A 17,485-nucleotide genomic window follows, 5' to 3' on the forward strand; every position below is an offset into this window, starting at 1 on the left:
ATGAATTATCCAACACCCAAATGATTCAAATTCCCTTTTCAGGTAGCCTCACGTTACTAGGTAGGCTACCTGAAAATGTTTTTCTGTAGCCTTTAGGCCAGTTTGGCAGCTACGTCGCGCAGGGCAGTGCGCAGGCCTTCTTCGATTACGGGGTGGTAGAAGGGCATGTTTAGCATTTGCGGCACAGTCATGTGCTGCTGGTGCGCCCAGGCGAGGAGGTGGGCGATGTGTTCCAGTGCGGGGCCGATGCCTTCGGCGCCGAGGAAGCGGCCGGTTTCGCGGTCGGCATACACCCGCAGGCTGCCTTGGTTTACCAGCATCACGCGGCTGCGGCCTTGGTTGCGGAAGGATACTTGGCCAGCCACGAGCTTACTGCCGTATTCTTTTTCCAGCTGGGTAAAGCGGGCACCCACGCTGATGATCTGCGGATTGGAGAATACTACGCCGATCATGCTGCGGCGCAGGCCGTCCCGTACATCGGGGTAGCGGCCGGCGTTTTCACCGGCGATTTTGCCTTGGTCGGCGGCTTCGTGTAGCAAGGGCAGCTGGTTGGAGGCGTCGCCGGCGATGAAGATGTGCGGGATGCTGGTTTGCATGGTGCGCGGGTTGGCTACGGGCACGCCACGTGCATCTTTCTCGATATTGAGGTTTTCCAGCCCGATGTTGTCCACATTGGGGCGGCGACCGATGGCGGCGAGCAAGCAGTCGGCGGTGAATACGCCGCTTTCGCCGTCTTGCGTCCATGCCACTTCTACTTGGCCTTTATCGTTGAGCCGGGTTTCGGTTTGGGCGTTGAGGTGGAGCGGAATTTCCTGGCCGAAGATGGCTCTGGCATCTTCCAGCACCACAGGGTCGGAAATACCGCCGATGAGGCCGCCCAGGCCGAACATTTCCACGCGTACGCCGAGGCGGCTCAAGGCTTGGCCAAGCTCGAGGCCGATCACGCCGGTACCGAATACGGCCACGCTCTCGGGCAGGGTGTCCCATGAGAATACGTCATCATTGATGACGAGACGGTCGCCCAGTGTCTGCCATTGCGGCAGTACGATGGGGCGGGAGCCAGTGGCGATTACGATGCGTTCGGCGCGGATTTGGGTGTGGTCGTCGATTTGCACGGTGTGCTCGTCGATGAATTTGGCCTGCCCCATGATGCGGCGCTCGGCGGGCCAGGCTTCTACGTCCTCCAGCACGAAGCCGACGAAGCGGTCGCGCTCGGATTTGACGCGGCTCATTACTTCTTCGCCGTTTACACTGATGCTGGATTTATCCAGATGCACGCCGAAGGGATCGGTGTGCAGGGCGTGGTGGCGGGCTTCTGCGGCGGCAATCAAGAGCTTGGAGGGCATGCAGCCGACGCGGGCGCAGGTGGTGCCGAAAACGTGGCTTTCGATGAGATAAACGTTTTCGGTGTAGAGGCGGGCATTGCGGAAGGCGCCCATGCCGGCGGTGCCGCCGCCGATAACGACAACGTCTGCGGTGAGGTGTTTCATGTTTGCTTTCCTTATGTGGGAAGACCTTTCAGGTAGCCTGTATGGTTGGCAAAAGGCTACCTGAAAAATATCGGCTGCTGTGGGGTAACAGGTTACCTGAAAGGTCTTGGGAAAAGAGCCGCCCTATTCGGGCGGCTCGCAAAGCTATCTACTGTATTGGCAACTGGATAGCTGGAAAATTAGGCGCGTTTGGCCAAGTATGCGTCCAAGTCTTCGCTGCCGCCGATGTATTTGCCGCCGATGAACACTTGCGGGGCGGTTACTTTGCCGGTGATGGCGCGTACGGAAACGATGCTGGCGTCTTTGCCCAACACGATTTCTTCGTAGGCCAAGCCTTTTTCTTTCAAAGCGGCTTTGGCTTTGGCGCAGAAGGGGCAGCCGGGTTTGGTGAAGATGGCGATGGATTCTTGCGGTTTCCAGTTCGGAGCCACGAATTTCAGCATGGTGTCGGCATCGGAAACTTCAAAGGGGTCGCCTTCTTTGATCGGCTCGATGAAGGCTTCTACGATTTTGCCATCGTCCACCAGCATGGAGTAGCGCCAAGAGCGTTTGCCGAAGCCGATGTCTTCATCGCTCACTTCCATGCCCATGCCGCGGGTGAATTCGCCGTTGCCGTCGGGAACCATGGTGATGTTGTGGGCTTCTTCGTCGGCCGCCCAGGCATTCATCACGAAGGTGTCGTTTACGGATACGCACAGGATGTCGTTGATACCGTTTTCTTTAAATGCAGGAGCCAGCTCGTTGTAGCGCGGCAGGTGGCTGGAAGAGCAGGTGGGGGTGAATGCGCCGGGCAGGGCGAATACCACTACTTTTTTGCCTTTGAACAAGTCGTCGGTGGTGACGTCTTTCCAAGAGTCGGCCACGCGGGTGTGGAAGGTTACTTTCGGAACTTGCTGGCCAACCAGTTGGTCGCGGTTTTTGATGTTGATGGACATATCGGGCTCCTTATATCTAGGGTGTCAAAAATAATGCGGATGAATTTGCGAGATACGGTGTATCGACAGGGCGGCATTCTAGCTGCCGCCAGGCGATTTGTATAATTTATAGTTCAAATAATACGAATTGCTTTGAGCTATAAATATCTCGCTTACGCCTAGTGGTGCATATATATGGGAAACAACATTTATTCTTATTAGGGCTGGCGGCAAAAATTCAATAGGCTTGGCGGAAATTTGTTGCCAAAGGCTACCTGAAACTATTTAATTCAATAAAAATCAATCTATTAAAATGAAAATAGCCTTTTCCCTTGAAAAAAAAACAGGCAAACCCATTTACTGAGCAAGTTAAAGCGCCAGCAAGGCGCTGCCTGAATTCTACTAATCTCAAGGAGCAATCCATTATGGCAAAAGTTATCGGTATCGATTTGGGTACCACCAATTCCTGCCTGGCCATTTCCGAAAACGGTCAGACCAAAGTGATCGAAAACACTGAAGGCGCACGCACTACCCCTTCTGTTATCGCCTATCTGGACGGCGGCGAAATCCTTGTGGGTGCACCGGCCAAACGCCAAGCGGTTACCAACGCGAAAAACACCATCTACGCGGTAAAGCGCCTGATCGGTCACAAATTTGAAGATAAAGAAGTGCAGAAAGACATTGACCTGATGCCTTTTAAAATAGTGAAAGCCAAAAACGGCGACGCTTGGGTAGAGGCGCAGGGCAAAGAGCTTTCTCCGCCGCAGATTTCCGCCGAAGTGCTGCGCAAAATGAAAGAAGCCGCCGAAGCCTATTTGGGCGAAAAAGTAACCGAAGCGGTGATTACCGTGCCGGCCTATTTCAACGATAGCCAGCGCCAGGCCACTAAAGACGCCGGCCGCATCGCCGGTTTGGATGTGAAACGCATCATCAACGAGCCCACCGCGGCCGCACTGGCTTTCGGCATGGACAAAGGCAGCAAAGGCGACCGCAAAATCGCCGTGTACGACTTGGGCGGCGGTACATTCGATATTTCCATCATCGAAATTGCCGATTTGGACGGCGAAAAACAGTTTGAAGTGCTCTCCACCAACGGCGACACCTTCCTCGGCGGCGAAGACTTCGACCAACGCCTGATCGACTACATCATTTCTGAATTCAAAAAAGACCAGGGCATCGACCTGAAAACCGATGTGATGGCTTTGCAGCGCCTGAAAGAAGCCGCCGAAAAAGCCAAAATCGAGCTTTCCAGCAGCCAGCAGACCGAAGTGAACCTGCCCTACATCACCATGGACGCCACCGGCCCCAAACACTTGGCCATGAAGATTACCCGCGCCAAGTTTGAAAGCCTGGTGGAAGACCTGATCGAGCGTTCTATCGTTCCCTGCCGCACTGCCATCAAAGATGCCGGCTTGAGCGTGAACGACATCGACGACGTGATTTTGGTGGGCGGCCAGAGCCGTATGCCCAAAGTTCAGGAAACCGTGAAAGAATTCTTCGGCAAAGAACCGCGCAAAGACGTGAACCCCGATGAAGCCGTGGCCTTGGGTGCCGCCATTCAGGGCGAAGTGTTGGGTGGCGGCCGCAGCGACGTATTGCTGCTCGACGTTACCCCGCTGTCTTTGGGCATCGAAACCATGGGCGGTGTGATGACCAAACTCATCAACAAAAACACCACTATCCCCACCAAGGCTTCGCAAGTGTTCTCCACCGCCGAAGACAACCAGAGCGCCGTAACCATCCATGTGTTGCAGGGCGAACGCGAACGCGCTTCTGCCAACAAATCACTCGGCCAATTCAACCTCGGCGATATTGCCCCCGCTCCGCGTGGCATGCCGCAGATTGAAGTTGCCTTCGATATCGACGCCAACGGCATCCTGCACGTGTCTGCCAAAGACAAAGGTACCGGCAAAGCTGCCAACATCACCATCCAAGGCTCTTCCGGCTTGAGCGAGGAAGAAATCGAACGCATGGTGAAAGACGCCGAAGCCAACGCCGAAGAGGATAAAAAACTGCACGAACTGGTGCAGAGCCGCAACCAGGCCGAAGCCTTGATTCACTCCGTGAAAAAATCACTGGCCGACTACGGCGACAAACTCGACGCAGCCGAGAAAGAAAAAATCGAAGCCGCGCTGAAAGAAGCCGAAGAAGCCGTGAAAGGCGACGACAAAGCCGCTATCGATGCCAAAGCCGAAGAGCTGGGCAAAGCCAGCCAGAAACTGGGCGAAATGCTGTATGCCGATGCCCAGAAACAGGCTCAGGAAGCCCAAACTGGTCAGTCTGCCGATAGCGAGCAGCCGAAAAAAGGCGATGATGTGGTAGATGCCGAGTTTGAAGAAGTGAAAGATGACAAATAAGTATTGTCCGCTTTAGCGAATGATGAAAAGGCTACCTGAAAGCGAAGCTTCAATGCAGTTAAAACGCAGCACAGCAAAGTTTCTGCGAAGCTAAATTTTTCAGGTAGCCTTTTTGTAAATCCAGGCTGTTGTTGCTAGCCAAAGAAACCCATGCGCACTTGAATCAGTTTCTCCAATTCGCTCACCACGCGGCGGCGGGCCACGAACAAGATGATGTGGTCGCCGTCGGCCAGCTGCACGTCTTGGTGTCCCATAAACACTTCTTCATCGCGCACTACGGCAGCAACGTGGCAGCCGTTGGGCCAGCGCACGGCGCTCACGCGGCGACCGACCAGCTTGGAAGTGTCTTTGTCGCCGTGCGCCACGATTTCGATGGCTTCGGAATTGCCGCCGCGCAGGGGGTGTACAGCTTCCACGTCGCCGCGCCGGATATGCGCCAAAATTGAACCGATGGTCACCAAGTGGGGCGACACGGCGATGTCGATGGTGTTACCTTGCAGCAAATCCACGTAGCTGGAGCGGTTGACGATGGCGATAACGCGTTTGGCACCGAGGCTTTTGGCCAGCATACCGGCCATGATGTTGTTTTCGTCATCGTTGGTGAGTGCGCAGAACACATCGATTTCGTCGATGTATTCGCCTTCAAGCAGGCTTTCGTCTGCGGCAGAACCGTGTAGCACGAGAGTGCTGTTGAGGTTTTCAGAAAGCCATTCGGCACGTTTTTCGTTGATTTCGATGATTTTCACATCGAAGCGGTCTTCCAGCTGGCGGCTGAGGCGGAAGCCGATTTGGCCGCCGCCGGCGATCATCACACGCCGTGTGGGCTGCTGCTGCGGGCGTAATTCGCGCAATACTTCGGTCACTTGAGAAGTGGCGGCGGCCACGAATACTTCGTCGCCCGGCTGAATTACGGTTTGCGGCGTGGGCATAATCAGCTTGTTGTTGCGGTAGATGGCGCAGATTTGACAGTCGGTGCCTTCGGGCAGGTGTTCGTGGATGGTGTGGATCGGCTGTCCCAACAGCCGGCCGCCGCTTTGCGCACGCACCACGAGCATGCGCACTTTATCTTCGGCAAAGGTGAGCACCTGCAGGGCGCTGGGGTGGCAGAGCAAATCGGCCAGCCGCTCGGTAACCAGCTGTTCGGGGCAGATGGATTCGCTCACGCCGAATAAATCGAGCGTGCCGCGGCCAGCGTTATCTTCTTCGGCATCGCAGCCGGTGAATTCCAAATAATCGGAAAGGCGCACGCGGGCGATGCGGTTAGGAATGTTGAACAGGCTGGAAGCCAGTTTGCAGGCGGCTAGATTGGTTTCATCGTGGCGGGTGAGAGCAAGCAGCAGATCAGTGTCGTAGGCGCCGCCTTCGGCCATCATGGCTGGTGAGGAGCCGTTGCCCAGCAGGGTTTGCACATCGAGCTTACTGCCAATGTTGTGCAGGGCTTCGGGATCATTGTCGATGATGGTAACGTCGTGGTTGGGGATTTCCACCAGATTCTGTGCTACGGCAGTGCCTACTTGGCCGCTACCTAAGATGAGGATTTTCATATTGGAAGATTAGACTTGGCGGCTAAAGTTTCAGGTAGCCTGCCAAAGGGTTAAGAAGTAAAGGTAAATGCGATAGGCCGCTTTAAACCATAGCGGGCTGAATGCCAGAAACTAGTTGCTTGAGCCGCTCAGGTTTGAGCAAGCGGATGTGTTTGTATTCCACTTCAATCAGCCCTTCTTGGCTGAATTTGGAGAGTGTTCGGCTCACTGTTTCCAGCTTCAGCCCCAAATAGCTGCCGATTTCCTCGCGCGACATACGCAAAATAAAATCGTTGGCCGATAGGCCACGTTTTTTCAATCGTTGTGACAAATTCAGCAAAAATGCCGCCAGCCGCTCTTCGGCACGCATATTGCCCAAAAGCAGCATCACATTTTGGTCACGCACGATTTCTTGGCTGAACAGGCGGTAGAAATGCAACTGCAATTCGGGTACCGCCGCGCACAGTTCTTCCATATTAGCATAGGGCAACTCGCACACTTCCGTATCTTCCAGCGCCACCGTATCGCAGTAGTGTATTTGGTTACAGATGCCGTCCATGCCCACCAGTTCGCCCGACATAAAAAAACCAGTAACTTGATCCCGCCCGTCTTGGTTGGCTATAACCGTTTTCAGGAAACCGGTGCGTACCACAAACAGCGAATCGAACCCGTCACCATTACGGAACAGGAAATCACCTTTTTTCAGGCGACGGCTGCGTTTGATAACCGCATCAACACGTTCCACTGCCACCGCAATCGCGGCATTGGGCTGGCATAGTTCTTTAAAAACGCACCGCGAGCAAGTTGTGGAGTGGGGCATGGCTTTCATGTGTGTGCTAACTTTCTAAGCAAGAAGAGCCTATGAAGCGGCGGCAATTATCGTTTATACTTGCCACCTTGCAATATTTGGGGCAGATTGCCGAACACTGGCATTTTACCCGATTTCACAAACAAAACCTATACTGCATATTTATCAAATAGTAACAGCAACATAAATACAACCATGCTTACCGACCACACTCAAGAAATTATCTTCGACCGCTAGCTTATCACCCCCTACCCGCCAATGATTCATACTACATCCCTATCTCCACCGCTGACCACCTCTACAACAGCTTCACTGCTAATACTACATCCGAGCCGTGCAAAGTTTCCCCTAGCCTCCTCTCGCTCTATTAATCCACATTCCCTTCCGCGACACCATCTGCCACCAATGCCGCATTGACACCAACATCGTGCCCGATAGCAACACCAAGCTAGACATGTTCCAGCAAATCGTGCAGCACTGGCCAGTGAAGACTACATTTTTATCGGCGTGGACACACCACTTTGCCAAACCTAAAGACGAACTCTCTATAATCTTGCGTGAAGGTTGTATGCTCCTTCTTCCGAGGCTACTTGCTCAACGAAAATGACTTGCTGCTCCGCCGAATGTCGACAGCTCTCTGTCCCAGTACTTTGTCGCCGAAGGCTTGGTTGAGCTAAATGAAACCAGCCTGAGCGTTACCCCAAAAGACCATTTCCTCATCTGCAACATCGCCATGATGTTCAATCGCCATCTGCGCTCCCGCGACACAGCCGCCAAGTATTTGCAAACCGTGTAAACAAGGTTTCAGGTAGCCTTTATCCGGCAAACAAAGGCTACCTGAAAGCACAAGCCGCCAGGCAGGCAAAACAGAATGGATAAAAACGAATGGGCTAAGCAGCGAGCCGCAGGCAAGCCAGCCGATATGGCAAGGCGAGCCAATGCAGAGGCATTCTTTTTAATACACCATAATCCGCCACTTTTCAGGTAGCCTTCCGCAAACCACATAGAGGCTACCTGAAAACCATCTATTGCCTGCGCCGCGCCGCCAAACCCGATATAATCCCGCCATCATGAGCAAACCCACCGCCAAACCCCGCAAGCTCCCGAAGCCCGATCCGCGCCGTGCCCGGGCCGGCGAAGAACTGCAACGCCACCTCGGCCACAGCTTCCAGAATCCACGCCTCTTCGAGCAGGCGCTTACCCACCGCAGCTACAGCGCCCAAAACAACGAACGCTTCGAGTTTGTCGGCGACGCCATTCTCGATTACAGCGTGGCCAAAATGCTGTTCGATGCCTTCCCCGGCTATAGCGAAGGCGAACTCTCCCGCCTGCGCGCCAATTTGGTCAACCAAGACGTGCTCGCCGAAATCGCCCGCAGCATGGGCGTGGGCGACGCGCTGTATTTGGGCGTGGGCGAGCTCAAAAGCGGCGGTTTCGACCGCCCCTCCATCCTGGCCGATGCCGTGGAAGCCCTATTAGCCGCCATCAGCTTCGATGCCGATTTTGCCGTCGCCGAGCAAACCGTGCGCCGCCTGTTTGCCCAGCGCATCGCCAACATCGACTTGAGCAACCAGGGCAAAGACCCGAAAACCCTGCTTCAAGAAGCCCTGCAAGCCCGCCGCCTGCCACTACCCAAATACCGCATCGAACACCAATCCGGCGAAGGCTGCGATGCCCGTTTCGACATCGCCTGCGACCTGGGCGAACTCGCCCACATCACCCGCGCCCAAGCCGCCAGCCGCCGCGCCGCCGAACAGGTTGCGGCCAAAGAGGCGCTGGATTGGCTGCAAGAGCAGCATCCGCTGCCCGGCAAAAACAAAAAACACCGCAAATCCCGTGCCTGAATCGCTGCTGATGCCGCCATCATTCAGGCCAATAATGTTTGAGCTAATGCAAACAAGCCTTGCAGGCAGGATTTACCGACAGAAAACGGCATGCTATATATTAGCCACTCATTTTCAACTTAATAAAGGATTCAATCATGGTTTTTGTGTTCAGCGTCTTATTCGGCGCATTTATCGGCATCTTCTTCTTATGGTTCTCCTCCAAAAACGCGGTAAAAGACTATCCCGAGCTGCGCATCCATGTGCCAGAAGGTGCGGAAAACTCACCCGAATGGCAGGCTTGGGCACAGGAGAACGGCTATAAACTGAACGACAAAGGCGTGTGGGCCAAAGGCACCGGCATGCTCACCAGCGCCACCGAAATCCGCTTTGAAGGCAACGATATGTTGGTGCAGGAGTGCATCAACTTCCTGCTCGGTATCAACCGCTTCGCCATCAACGCCCCCATTCTGGCCGGCAAACCCGTGCGCATGGTGAAAATCAAAGCGCTGAACAAACTCATGGCACAGTGGAATCTGCCCGAAATCGTGTTCGGCAACCCAGAAGACAAAGTTCGCATTAAAAACTAAGCCGCTATATTTTAGCTTTGTTGAAGCCCACGTTTTCAGGTAGCCTATTGAGCATCCCGCACAGGCTACCTGAAAATATATCCATATGAACAACATGAATTATTCCAACACCAAACACCCAACCGCCTTCCGCTGCGGCTTCGTGGCCATCGTTGGCCGGCCAAACGTAGGCAAATCCACGCTGATGAACCACCTCATCGGCCAGAAAATCAGCATCACCAGCAAAAAGGCCCAAACCACCCGCCACAGAATCACCGGCATCTACACCGATACCGACACCCAATTCGTGTTCGTGGACACCCCCGGCTTCCAAACCCGCCACCGCAACGCACTCAATGACCGGCTCAACCAAAACGTTACCGAAGCCATCGGCGGCGTAGATGTGGTGGCTTTCGTGGTGGAAGCCATGCGTTTCAGCGAAGCCGACCGCGCCGTGATCCGCCTGCTGCCCAAACACCTGCCCGTCATCCTTGTGGTAAACAAAATCGACCGCGCCAAAAGCAAAGCCGAGCTCGACGACTTTATCCAACAGCTGCAGCAAGAATTTAATTTTGCCGGCGTAGAGGCTGTGAGTGCCAAACATGGGCTGCGCATCGGCGAGCTGCTCGCCCGGCTGCGCCCCCATCTGCCCGAGGGTGTGCCGCTCTATCCCGAAGACGCGGTCACCGACCGCTCCGCCCGCTTCCTCGCCGCCGAAATCGTGCGCGAAAAATTGTTTCGCCACCTCGGCGAAGAGCTGCCCTATGCCGCCAACGTGGCAGTGGAGCAGTTTGAAGAAGAAGATGGGCTATACCGCATCTACATCGCCGTGTTGGTAGACAAAGACGGCCAAAAAGCCATCATCATCGGCAAAGGCGGCGAAAAACTGAAAAAAATCTCCACCGAAGCCCGGCTGGATATGGAAAAACTGTTTGAAACCAAAGTATTCCTCAAAGTTTGGGTGAAAGTGAAATCCGGCTGGGCAGACGATGCCCGCTTCCTGCAAGAATTCGGGCTGTAGGGCTACTTCGTTGCAGCTTACGCTTTAGCTGCGCAGAAATTTGCTTCGCTCATTTTAACTGCGTTGAAGCTGACGCTTTCAGGTAGCCTCAACGCTTCTGCCCGCTAACCGCCCATATCAGCCACACACCACCACCCATCACTCCATCCCACACCGGAGGCCATATGTCGCACCCCATCACTCCCGAAGCCGCCCAAGAGCGCATCAACCGCATCCAAGCCCTCTACCGCGAATGGGAGCGCCTGCTGCCCGAGCTGGAGGCTGCCCAGGAGCAATGGCAACACGCCATGCAGCTGATGCGCGAAATGTCCGATTTTTACGACCGCGAATACATGTCGCTGCACCAAGCCATCGAAAACGGCCTGCCCGTTTCCCTGGCCACCGAAGGCGAATACAGCATCATGAGCGAAGACGCCCTGTGGAATGCCTTCCAGCAGCAATACGACCTATCCTGGATCTGGCTGCGCGCCGCCACCCACGAGCTCGATCCGCAAAACCGCTTTCGTTTCGACCTGGCAGCAACCGATGAATAAACAAAGGCTACCTGAAAGTTTCAGGTAGCCTTTGTTTGGGCATATGCCTTATTTCTGGTTGGCTTCCAACGCTTGCTGCAAAGCATCTTTCGGCATATAGCCGGGCACCACTTTGCCGTTGGGGAACACTATGGTGGGGGTGCCGTTGAAGCCGTAGCGGTTGCCCAGCGCCATGGTTTCTTTCACCGGGTTTGCGCAGCCGGCGGATTCGGGCGGCACGGTACCTTTGCGCATCCAATTGATCCAGGCGGCGGTGCGGTCGGAGCTGCACCAAATGCGCACAGCTTTGGCTTCTGCAGCGGGGTGCAGATCGGGGATGGGCATCATGAAATTGTAGATGGTGATGTCGGTCATCTGTTCGAATTCTTTTTCCAAACGGCGGCAGAAGGGGCAGTCGGGGTCGGAGAACACGGCCACTTTCAGCCTGCCGTTGCCGCGCACTTCTTTAATGGCGGAATCAAGCGGCAGGGCGGCGAAGTCGATGCGGTTGAGCTCTTCGCGGCGGGTTTCGGAAAGGTTGCTGCGTTTGTTCACATCGATCAAATCGCCGGTAAACATATAGTTGCCGTCGCCAGTCATGTACACCAGCTGATTGCCGGAAAGGAACACTTCATATAGGTTGCCTACGGGAGCAGGGGTAACGCTCAGCACTTCCAGGCCTTGGTTGCCGTAGGTTTGGGTGAGCTTGCTGCGGATAACGGCTTCGGGGCTGCCGGCAGGCGCGGAGGCGGCCGCAGCGGCAGCCCCGGAGGCGTTTTGCTGCACGGCGGGCTGGGCATTGCAGGCAGCTAGGGGCAGCAGTGCGGCCAGCAAGATAGCGGAGAGGGTGTGCTTCATTTGTTTGTTCTCATTAAGATGGTTAAAAACAGGGGCGCATTATACCGAAATCTGTGCAGGCGGGCTTTTGTGGCGTGTAAATGTCATTTATCGTCCGGATTGGCTTTCAGGTAGCCTTTGTAAAGGCTACCTGAAACTGTTTGGGCAGCAGCAATGTATTTTTCAGCCCAACAGCCCCGGCCAGCGTGCCAATACGCGCTCTACAGCATCGGATTGGCGCAGCAATTTACCCTGCCATTTTTCCGCAGCCTGCCGCCATTGCGGCAGCTGTTGCAGCAACTGCCGCCAGCTTTCTGTGCGGGCGGCTGGAGTGAGCACGGCGGCGTGGTTCAAGTCGTCGGAAAGGGCTTGGTGGGCAACGGGCAGCGGGGTAAACGCGGCGGCTTTACGCCAGAAGGCGTGCAGCTTGGGCAGGTGTGCCTGCTCGGCCTGCGGATAGATGTGCCACAGCAGGGGTTTGCCGGCGAGCTGGGCGCGCACGAAGCTGTCTTCGCCGCGCACGATGGCCATATCGGCCAGCCACAGCACGGCATCAAATTTGGCCTGCAGCACAAAACCAATTCGGATAAGCCGTACCGCACCGGCCTGCCACACGCTGCCGGGCTCATGCAGGGCATGTTCGGGAATCGCGCCGGCTTGGTGCAGGCTGCGGATAATTTGCCGGTCGGCCAGCCATACGTCTAAGGCTTCGCCCGCTGCCTGCCAGGCGGCGAGCCAATCTGCCCATTGTGCGCCGGCATAGCCGAAGCAGAAACATTGCACGGCGCGGCGCGGGGTTTCAGGTAGCCCCAAGCGGCGGCGTAAGGCGGCTTGGGCGGCGGGGTTGGCAAGAAAAGCCTGCTGTTTTTTCAGGTAGCCTGCTTCGTGCAGGAGGCCGCCACTGGTTTCGCTAAAACCCATCAGCCAAAAATATTTTTCCGTGCCGTCGGCTTGCAGCGAAGGCTTGCCGTGCATGGCTTCCGCCCAAGGCTCGGCGCTGAGATATTCCCAATTGAGCCACAGCGGGCGGTGTGTGCGGACAGCGGCAAGCGCGGCGGGAGGCAAATCGCAGCCGAAGGTTTCGATCACCACGGCGGGCGCAACTGCGGCCAATTCGGCCGCGATGCTTTCGGCCGCATCGCCCTGCCAATGGTGCGCCCGAATCGCGGCAGGCGGCGGGGCATCACCGAGCAGTTTGGCCAGTGTGGCGGGATTGTCGTGCCAGAGGGCTACCTGAAAACCGGCTTCGTTCAGCCGGCGTGCCAGCCGCAGGGAAACGCCGATGTCGCCGTAGTTGTCGATCACGCGGCAAAATAACCAGGCGGCGGGCGGGGTGTCGGTATGTTTGGGTGGAAAAAATGGGTTGGATGGCACGATAAATCTTTCGCTGGGCAAATTTTCAGACAGGACGGCAATTTACGTTAGCTATGCGCCCTGTCAAGCGTTTTAGCGGAAATTTTTTTGGTTTTCCCACAAGGGGCTAAAAGTACCGCTTGCAGAGTGGTATGAAGGCTCGAATTTACCGCTTGACAAGTTTTGCTTTCATATAACACGATGATATTTATAAATTTTAAAAAATTGGCCATTTTTTATGCAACCTAAGCCAAGGCCTGATTTATCAGGAAATCTTACGCTTCCAACAGGGTTTTCCACAAAGTTTTCCACAGCTTTTGTGGGTAAGGAATAAAGCTGCGATAGCCGCGTTTTTTTGGCAGATTATTGCCTGCGGCAGATGGGCGGACAGCTTGGAGGCGATGCTGTTCCCGCACGAGCAGCCGAGCAAGTTTCAGGTAGCCTTCCGCATTGCTGCACCACTCAATGACGACGGCAAAAATGGCCTGTTGGGCAGGGCAGGAGGCTACCTGAAAATGCCGCTGCAATGGCGATCATCATTTTTATAGTGGATTAACAAAAATCAGGACGAGGCGGCGAGCCGCAGACAGTACACACGTTACGGCAAGGCGGGCCAACGCTGTACTGGTTTTGTTAATTCACTATAGCTTGGCTAGAAACTGCATCCGAGCCGATGCTTTCAGGTAGCCTTTTGCCGCGCCGTCGTTTCGGCTACCATAGCCGCCGTTTGATTTAACAAAGAAGCAATCATGACTTTCCAACAATGGCTGGATACCTGCCGCCTTCCCCGCCTGGAGGCGCGGCTGCTGGTGGAGGCTGTGTGCCGCATCACTCATGTGCGGCTCATCAGCCGCGGCGGCGGCGAGATGCCGCAGCCGCAACGTGCCGTGCTCGATATGCTGGCGGCGCGCCGCCGCCGGGGCGAGCCGATGGCTTATTTGCTTGGCAGCCGCGAGTTTTACGGCAGAAGTTTCCGTGTGTCGCCCGCCGTGCTGATTCCGCGCCCCGAAACCGAGCTTTTGGTGGAAGCCGCGCTTGCACGCCTGCCCCCGGGCGGGCGGCTGTGGGATTTGGGCTGCGGCAGCGGCATCATCGGCATCACCGTGGCGCTGGAGCGCCCCGATGCCGCCGTGCGTGCTTCCGACATCAGCCCCGATGCGCTGGCCGTGGCGCAAGCCAATGCCGCCGCGCTGGGCGCAAGTATTGAATGGGCGCAAGGCTCATGGTTTGCGGCCCGGCCTGCGGCAGAAGGCCTGTTCGACATCATCGCCAGCAATCCGCCCTACATCGAAGCCGGAGACGAGCATTTGCAGCAAGGCGACCTGCGCTTCGAGCCCGCCGCCGCGCTCACCGATTTTGCCGACGGCCTCAGCCATATCCGCACCCTCGCCGCCCAAGCCCAAGGCTACCTGAAACCCGGCGGCTGGCTGCTGCTGGAACACGGCTGGAACCAAGGCGAAGCTGTGCGCGGCATGTTGGCCGAACACGGCTGGCAGCAGGTGGAAACCCTGCGCGATTTGGCCGGGCTGGATAGGGTAAGCATCGGGCGGAAGGCGGTATAGCCAACACGCTTTGACGGTCTTGGCTTGCCCTTGGTTTGGGCAGTGTTCCGCTATACACGGAGATAAACGGCTTTATTTTGTCGGCGCACTCAAAAGGCTACCTGAAAACCGGCTTGTGGTTTTCAGGTAGCCTTTGTTTCACCCGAGGGATTAGTTCGGAATATATTGCAGCGGGTCTACCGGCTGGCCGTTTTTGCGCAGCTCGAAGTGCAGCTGCACGCGCTGGCTGTCGCTGTTGCCCATGGTGGCGATGCTTTGGCCGCGCCGCACGGTTTGGCCTTCGCGCACGAGCAGGCGCTGGTTGTGGCCGTAGGCGGTGAGGTAGGTTTGGTTGTGCTGCACGATGATGAGGTTGCCGTAGCCGCGTAGGCCGGAACCGCTGTACACCACTTTGCCGTCGGCAGCGGCCACAACGGGCTGGCCGGCGGTGCCGCCGATGTTGATGCCTTTTTCACTGCCGCCGAAGCGGGTGAGGATGTTGCCAGCGGTGGGGCGCTGCCAGGTGATGCCGGCGGTGCTGCGGGTGCTGCCGGATACGGAAGGCGTGGCGGCTGGGGTGGCCGCGGTGTTGGACGACGGGGCGGGCGTGGGTGTTGGGGTGGTGCGTGGCGGGGTGGCTGGCGGCGGGGTTTGCGCGGTGGCGGGCGGCGGGGTTTGCGCGGTGGCGGGCGGAGTATAGCCTGCGGGTTTCACGCGCAACACTTGGCCGACGCTGATGTTGTTGTCGGACAGATTGTTCCAAGCGCGCAGATTGTCTTGGCTGATGCGGTAGCGCAGGGCGATGTTATACACGGTGTCACCGCGCACTACGGTGTGCTGGGCGGCGTTTACGTCCACCGGGGCGTAAGACGGAGTGTAGCCGCTGCCGCCGGCAGGAGCGGTGCTGGCTGCGGGCGGGGTATAGGGAGCGGGCGCAGCAGCCGGAGGAGAGTAGGGGGTGGTATTAGCGGCTTGGGTGGCGGCAGGCGGGCTGTAGGGCTGCGCGCCATAGGGATTGTTGTCGGCCGCGGCGGTGTTGCCGCCGTAGTTGTTGCCGTAGCCGGCACCGTTGCCGGACACCACCGGGGCGGGCGGCTGGGTGAGGGCGCAAGCGCCGAGGAAAGCGGTGAGGGCGAGGGGGAGGGTGCGGAAGGTAAACAATTGATTCATGGGGATGCGGGCTTTCTGTGCACGGAAACAGCGCAATCATAAGCAATCCGTGCGGTTTCATGCAAGGTTGGGCGGCGTTTATCGCGGTTAAGTTCCGTTAATCAGCGGTACAAAGCGGGCTTCATGCACGCAGGTTTCGTGGAAGCCGTGGGCGGTTTTTTCGATGAGCCACAGGTATTGCTGCCCGCCTTCATCCAGCGGAATCACCATACGGCCGCCCACGGCGAGCTGTTGCAGCAGGGGCAGCGGCACTTCGGCGGGCGCGGCAGTCACGATGATGCCCCGGAAGGGGGCAACTTCGGGCAGGCCGAGATAGCCGTCGCCGCACACCAGCCGCGTGCCGCCGAGCAAACGGGCGGTGCGCAGGTTGTGTTTGGCTTTTTCGTGCAGTGCCTGCAGCCGCTCCACCGAATAAATCTGCTTGAGCCCCACGGCTTGCAGCACGGCGGTTTGGTAGCCGCAGCCAGTGCCGATTTCCAGCGCCGGGCCGAAGTTTTCCGTTGTTTCGTTGCCGAGCATGAGCTGGGTCATCACGGCCACGGTGTAAGGCTGGGAAATGGTTTGCCCCAGCCCCAAGGGCAGCGACATATCGTCATAGGCGCGCGAGCGCAGTGCTTCTTCCACAAACACATGGCGCGGCACGTTGCCCATGGCGGCGAGCACGTCGGCGCGGCTGATGCCCATTTTGGCCAACCGCTGCACCATATTGCGCCGCCGCCAATCGAAGCTGCCGCTAGAGTGTGCTGCGTTCATAGTGCGGTATCCTGCCAGAATTGCGCCACGCCGCCTAAACCCGCGTGGTCGGTTAGATCCACGGAGAGCGGGGTAACCGTAATCATGCCGGCTTCGTTTTGCGCGAAATCGGTGTCTTCTTCGCGGCCAAGCACTTCGCCGGCTGCGCCAATCCAATACACATTCTCACCGCGCGGGCTGCGGGCGGCCACCACGCTTTGCTGATGATGACGCCGCCCCAGGCGCACGGTGGTGATGCCTTGGATTTGGTTTTCCGGCACGGCGGGGATGTTGACGTTCCACAGTACGGGCGCGGCGGGCTTAGGCGCGGCGAACAGATGGGTGAGCAGCCGCCACACGGCCTGTTCGGCGGTGCGCCAATAGCGGCCGCTTTTGTCGTTGAGCGAAAAAGCAATCGCGGGAATGCCGAGCAGATAGGCTTCAGTGGCGGCGGCTACGGTGCCGGAGTAGAGAGTGTCGTCGCCCATATTGGCGCCGTGGTTGATGCCGGAAAATACCCAGTCGGGCTGGAAATCGGGCAGGCTGTGCAGGGCGAGGTGGATGCAGTCGGTGGGCGTGCCGTCCACAAAATAGAAGCCGTTGGCGGCTTCCTGAATGCGCAGCGGGCGGTCGAGCGTAAGCGAATTGCTGGCGCCGCTGCGGTTGCGCTCGGGGGCGACCACGCGCACGTTGGCAAATTCGGCGGCCACCCGGGCGAGGATGGCGAGGCCTTCGGCTTGGTAGCCGTCGTCGTTGCTGATGAGGATATTCATGGTTGGCTTGTGGCTGCCTGAGAAAGGGTGGTTTGGGGTTTCAGGTAGCCTGCCAACGGGGC

General features: G+C 57.1%; 17 protein-coding genes. 8 read left to right on the forward strand and 9 right to left on the reverse strand.

Annotation, left to right across the window (positions count from 1 at the left end):
• Positions 1 to 92: 92 nt before the first annotated feature.
• Both A7P97_RS01205 and A7P97_RS01210 read right to left on the reverse strand, forming a co-directional pair.
• On the reverse strand, positions 93 to 1,490 hold the full coding sequence (locus A7P97_RS01205; protein ID WP_067529986.1) for a dihydrolipoyl dehydrogenase: 1,398 nt from the start codon (positions 1,488 to 1,490) through the stop codon (positions 93 to 95).
• A gap of 179 nt (positions 1,491 to 1,669) precedes the next feature.
• Complete coding sequence (locus A7P97_RS01210; RefSeq protein ID WP_067529987.1) at positions 1,670 to 2,425, reverse strand: glutathione peroxidase; 756 nt, start codon at positions 2,423 to 2,425, stop codon at positions 1,670 to 1,672.
• 404 nt (positions 2,426 to 2,829) lie between these two features.
• Here A7P97_RS01210 and dnaK point away from each other — a divergent pair, with 404 nt between their 5' ends.
• Positions 2,830 to 4,761 (forward strand): molecular chaperone DnaK, encoded by a 1,932-nt coding sequence (gene dnaK, locus A7P97_RS01215; protein ID WP_067529988.1) that lies wholly within the window; start codon positions 2,830 to 2,832, stop codon positions 4,759 to 4,761.
• A 134-nt stretch (positions 4,762 to 4,895) separates the two neighbouring features.
• Here the strand turns inward: dnaK and trkA are convergent, their stop codons facing one another.
• Positions 4,896 to 6,305, reverse strand: a complete 1,410-nt coding sequence (gene trkA / locus A7P97_RS01220; protein ID WP_067529989.1) for a Trk system potassium transporter TrkA — start codon at positions 6,303 to 6,305, stop codon at positions 4,896 to 4,898.
• Positions 6,306 to 6,387: 82 nt separating this feature from the next.
• Positions 6,388 to 7,113, reverse strand: coding sequence for a helix-turn-helix domain-containing protein (locus A7P97_RS01225; protein ID WP_082887553.1), 726 nt, complete (start codon positions 7,111 to 7,113; stop codon positions 6,388 to 6,390).
• 643 nt (positions 7,114 to 7,756) lie between these two features.
• Between A7P97_RS01225 and A7P97_RS10850 the strand changes: the two genes are divergently transcribed.
• The 5 genes from A7P97_RS10850 (at position 7,757) to A7P97_RS01245 (ending at position 11,038) form a co-directional block, all read left to right on the forward strand.
• Positions 7,757 to 7,888 (forward strand): hypothetical protein, encoded by a 132-nt coding sequence (locus A7P97_RS10850; protein ID WP_255361553.1) that lies wholly within the window; start codon positions 7,757 to 7,759, stop codon positions 7,886 to 7,888.
• A 274-nt stretch (positions 7,889 to 8,162) separates the two neighbouring features.
• Positions 8,163 to 8,936, forward strand: coding sequence for a ribonuclease III (rnc, locus tag A7P97_RS01230; RefSeq protein WP_231865619.1), 774 nt, complete (start codon positions 8,163 to 8,165; stop codon positions 8,934 to 8,936).
• 137 nt (positions 8,937 to 9,073) lie between these two features.
• Positions 9,074 to 9,505, forward strand: a complete 432-nt coding sequence (locus A7P97_RS01235; RefSeq protein WP_003823646.1) for a hypothetical protein — start codon at positions 9,074 to 9,076, stop codon at positions 9,503 to 9,505.
• 85 nt (positions 9,506 to 9,590) lie between these two features.
• A complete protein-coding gene (gene era, locus A7P97_RS01240; RefSeq protein WP_067529990.1) occupies positions 9,591 to 10,505 on the forward strand; it encodes a GTPase Era in 915 nt (304 codons plus the stop codon).
• Positions 10,506 to 10,669: 164 nt separating this feature from the next.
• Positions 10,670 to 11,038, forward strand: coding sequence for a DUF4298 domain-containing protein (locus tag A7P97_RS01245; RefSeq protein ID WP_067529991.1), 369 nt, complete (start codon positions 10,670 to 10,672; stop codon positions 11,036 to 11,038).
• A gap of 48 nt (positions 11,039 to 11,086) precedes the next feature.
• On the opposite strand, the gene A7P97_RS01250 is transcribed toward A7P97_RS01245, so the two are convergent.
• A complete protein-coding gene (locus tag A7P97_RS01250) occupies positions 11,087 to 11,875 on the reverse strand; it encodes a DsbC family protein (RefSeq protein WP_067529992.1) in 789 nt (262 codons plus the stop codon).
• 162 nt (positions 11,876 to 12,037) lie between these two features.
• On the reverse strand, positions 12,038 to 13,228 hold the full coding sequence (earP, locus tag A7P97_RS01255; RefSeq protein WP_067529993.1) for an elongation factor P maturation arginine rhamnosyltransferase EarP: 1,191 nt from the start codon (positions 13,226 to 13,228) through the stop codon (positions 12,038 to 12,040).
• Between the two features lie 380 nt (positions 13,229 to 13,608).
• On the opposite strand from earP, the gene A7P97_RS09935 reads away from it, so the two are divergent.
• Together A7P97_RS09935 and prmC are read left to right on the forward strand one after the other, a co-directional pair.
• Positions 13,609 to 13,755: a hypothetical protein gene (locus tag A7P97_RS09935; protein ID WP_156497460.1), complete on the forward strand. Its 147-nt coding sequence runs from the start codon at positions 13,609 to 13,611 to the stop codon at positions 13,753 to 13,755.
• 201 nt (positions 13,756 to 13,956) lie between these two features.
• On the forward strand, positions 13,957 to 14,769 hold the full coding sequence (gene prmC / locus A7P97_RS01265) for a peptide chain release factor N(5)-glutamine methyltransferase (RefSeq protein ID WP_067529995.1): 813 nt from the start codon (positions 13,957 to 13,959) through the stop codon (positions 14,767 to 14,769).
• Positions 14,770 to 14,919: 150 nt separating this feature from the next.
• On the opposite strand, the gene A7P97_RS01270 is transcribed toward prmC, so the two are convergent.
• The 3 genes from A7P97_RS01270 to surE form a co-directional block, all read right to left on the reverse strand.
• Positions 14,920 to 15,918: a peptidoglycan DD-metalloendopeptidase family protein gene (locus A7P97_RS01270; protein WP_067530081.1), complete on the reverse strand. Its 999-nt coding sequence runs from the start codon at positions 15,916 to 15,918 to the stop codon at positions 14,920 to 14,922.
• Between the two features lie 87 nt (positions 15,919 to 16,005).
• Entirely contained in the window at positions 16,006 to 16,671 is a 666-nt protein-coding gene (locus tag A7P97_RS01275; protein WP_067529996.1) for a protein-L-isoaspartate(D-aspartate) O-methyltransferase, read from the reverse strand.
• A complete protein-coding gene (gene surE / locus A7P97_RS01280; protein WP_067529997.1) occupies positions 16,668 to 17,423 on the reverse strand; it encodes a 5'/3'-nucleotidase SurE in 756 nt (251 codons plus the stop codon). Before surE ends, A7P97_RS01275 begins: the two co-directional genes overlap by 4 nt.
• Positions 17,424 to 17,485: the final 62 nt, after the last annotated feature.

Source organism: Eikenella sp. NML070372, assembly GCF_001648415.1.
Classification (GTDB): domain Bacteria; phylum Pseudomonadota; class Gammaproteobacteria; order Burkholderiales; family Neisseriaceae; genus Eikenella; species Eikenella exigua.

Coding starts and splice junctions, on each gene's coding strand:
- dnaK (WP_067529988.1), top strand. CDS start 2,830: ATGGCAAAAGTTATCGGTATCGATTTGGGTACCACCAATTCCTGCCTG.
- A7P97_RS09935 (WP_156497460.1), top strand. CDS start 13,609: ATGCTGTTCCCGCACGAGCAGCCGAGCAAGTTTCAGGTAGCCTTCCGC.
- era (WP_067529990.1), top strand. CDS start 9,591: ATGAACAACATGAATTATTCCAACACCAAACACCCAACCGCCTTCCGC.
- surE (WP_067529997.1), bottom strand. CDS start 17,423: ATGAATATCCTCATCAGCAACGACGACGGCTACCAAGCCGAAGGCCTC.
- A7P97_RS01205 (WP_067529986.1), bottom strand. CDS start 1,490: ATGAAACACCTCACCGCAGACGTTGTCGTTATCGGCGGCGGCACCGCC.
- A7P97_RS01210 (WP_067529987.1), bottom strand. CDS start 2,425: ATGTCCATCAACATCAAAAACCGCGACCAACTGGTTGGCCAGCAAGTT.
- A7P97_RS01270 (WP_067530081.1), bottom strand. CDS start 15,918: ATGAATCAATTGTTTACCTTCCGCACCCTCCCCCTCGCCCTCACCGCT.
- rnc (WP_231865619.1), top strand. CDS start 8,163: ATGAGCAAACCCACCGCCAAACCCCGCAAGCTCCCGAAGCCCGATCCG.
- A7P97_RS01250 (WP_067529992.1), bottom strand. CDS start 11,875: ATGAAGCACACCCTCTCCGCTATCTTGCTGGCCGCACTGCTGCCCCTA.
- prmC (WP_067529995.1), top strand. CDS start 13,957: ATGACTTTCCAACAATGGCTGGATACCTGCCGCCTTCCCCGCCTGGAG.
- A7P97_RS01245 (WP_067529991.1), top strand. CDS start 10,670: ATGTCGCACCCCATCACTCCCGAAGCCGCCCAAGAGCGCATCAACCGC.
- A7P97_RS01235 (WP_003823646.1), top strand. CDS start 9,074: ATGGTTTTTGTGTTCAGCGTCTTATTCGGCGCATTTATCGGCATCTTC.
- A7P97_RS01275 (WP_067529996.1), bottom strand. CDS start 16,671: ATGAACGCAGCACACTCTAGCGGCAGCTTCGATTGGCGGCGGCGCAAT.
- A7P97_RS01225 (WP_082887553.1), bottom strand. CDS start 7,113: ATGAAAGCCATGCCCCACTCCACAACTTGCTCGCGGTGCGTTTTTAAA.
- trkA (WP_067529989.1), bottom strand. CDS start 6,305: ATGAAAATCCTCATCTTAGGTAGCGGCCAAGTAGGCACTGCCGTAGCA.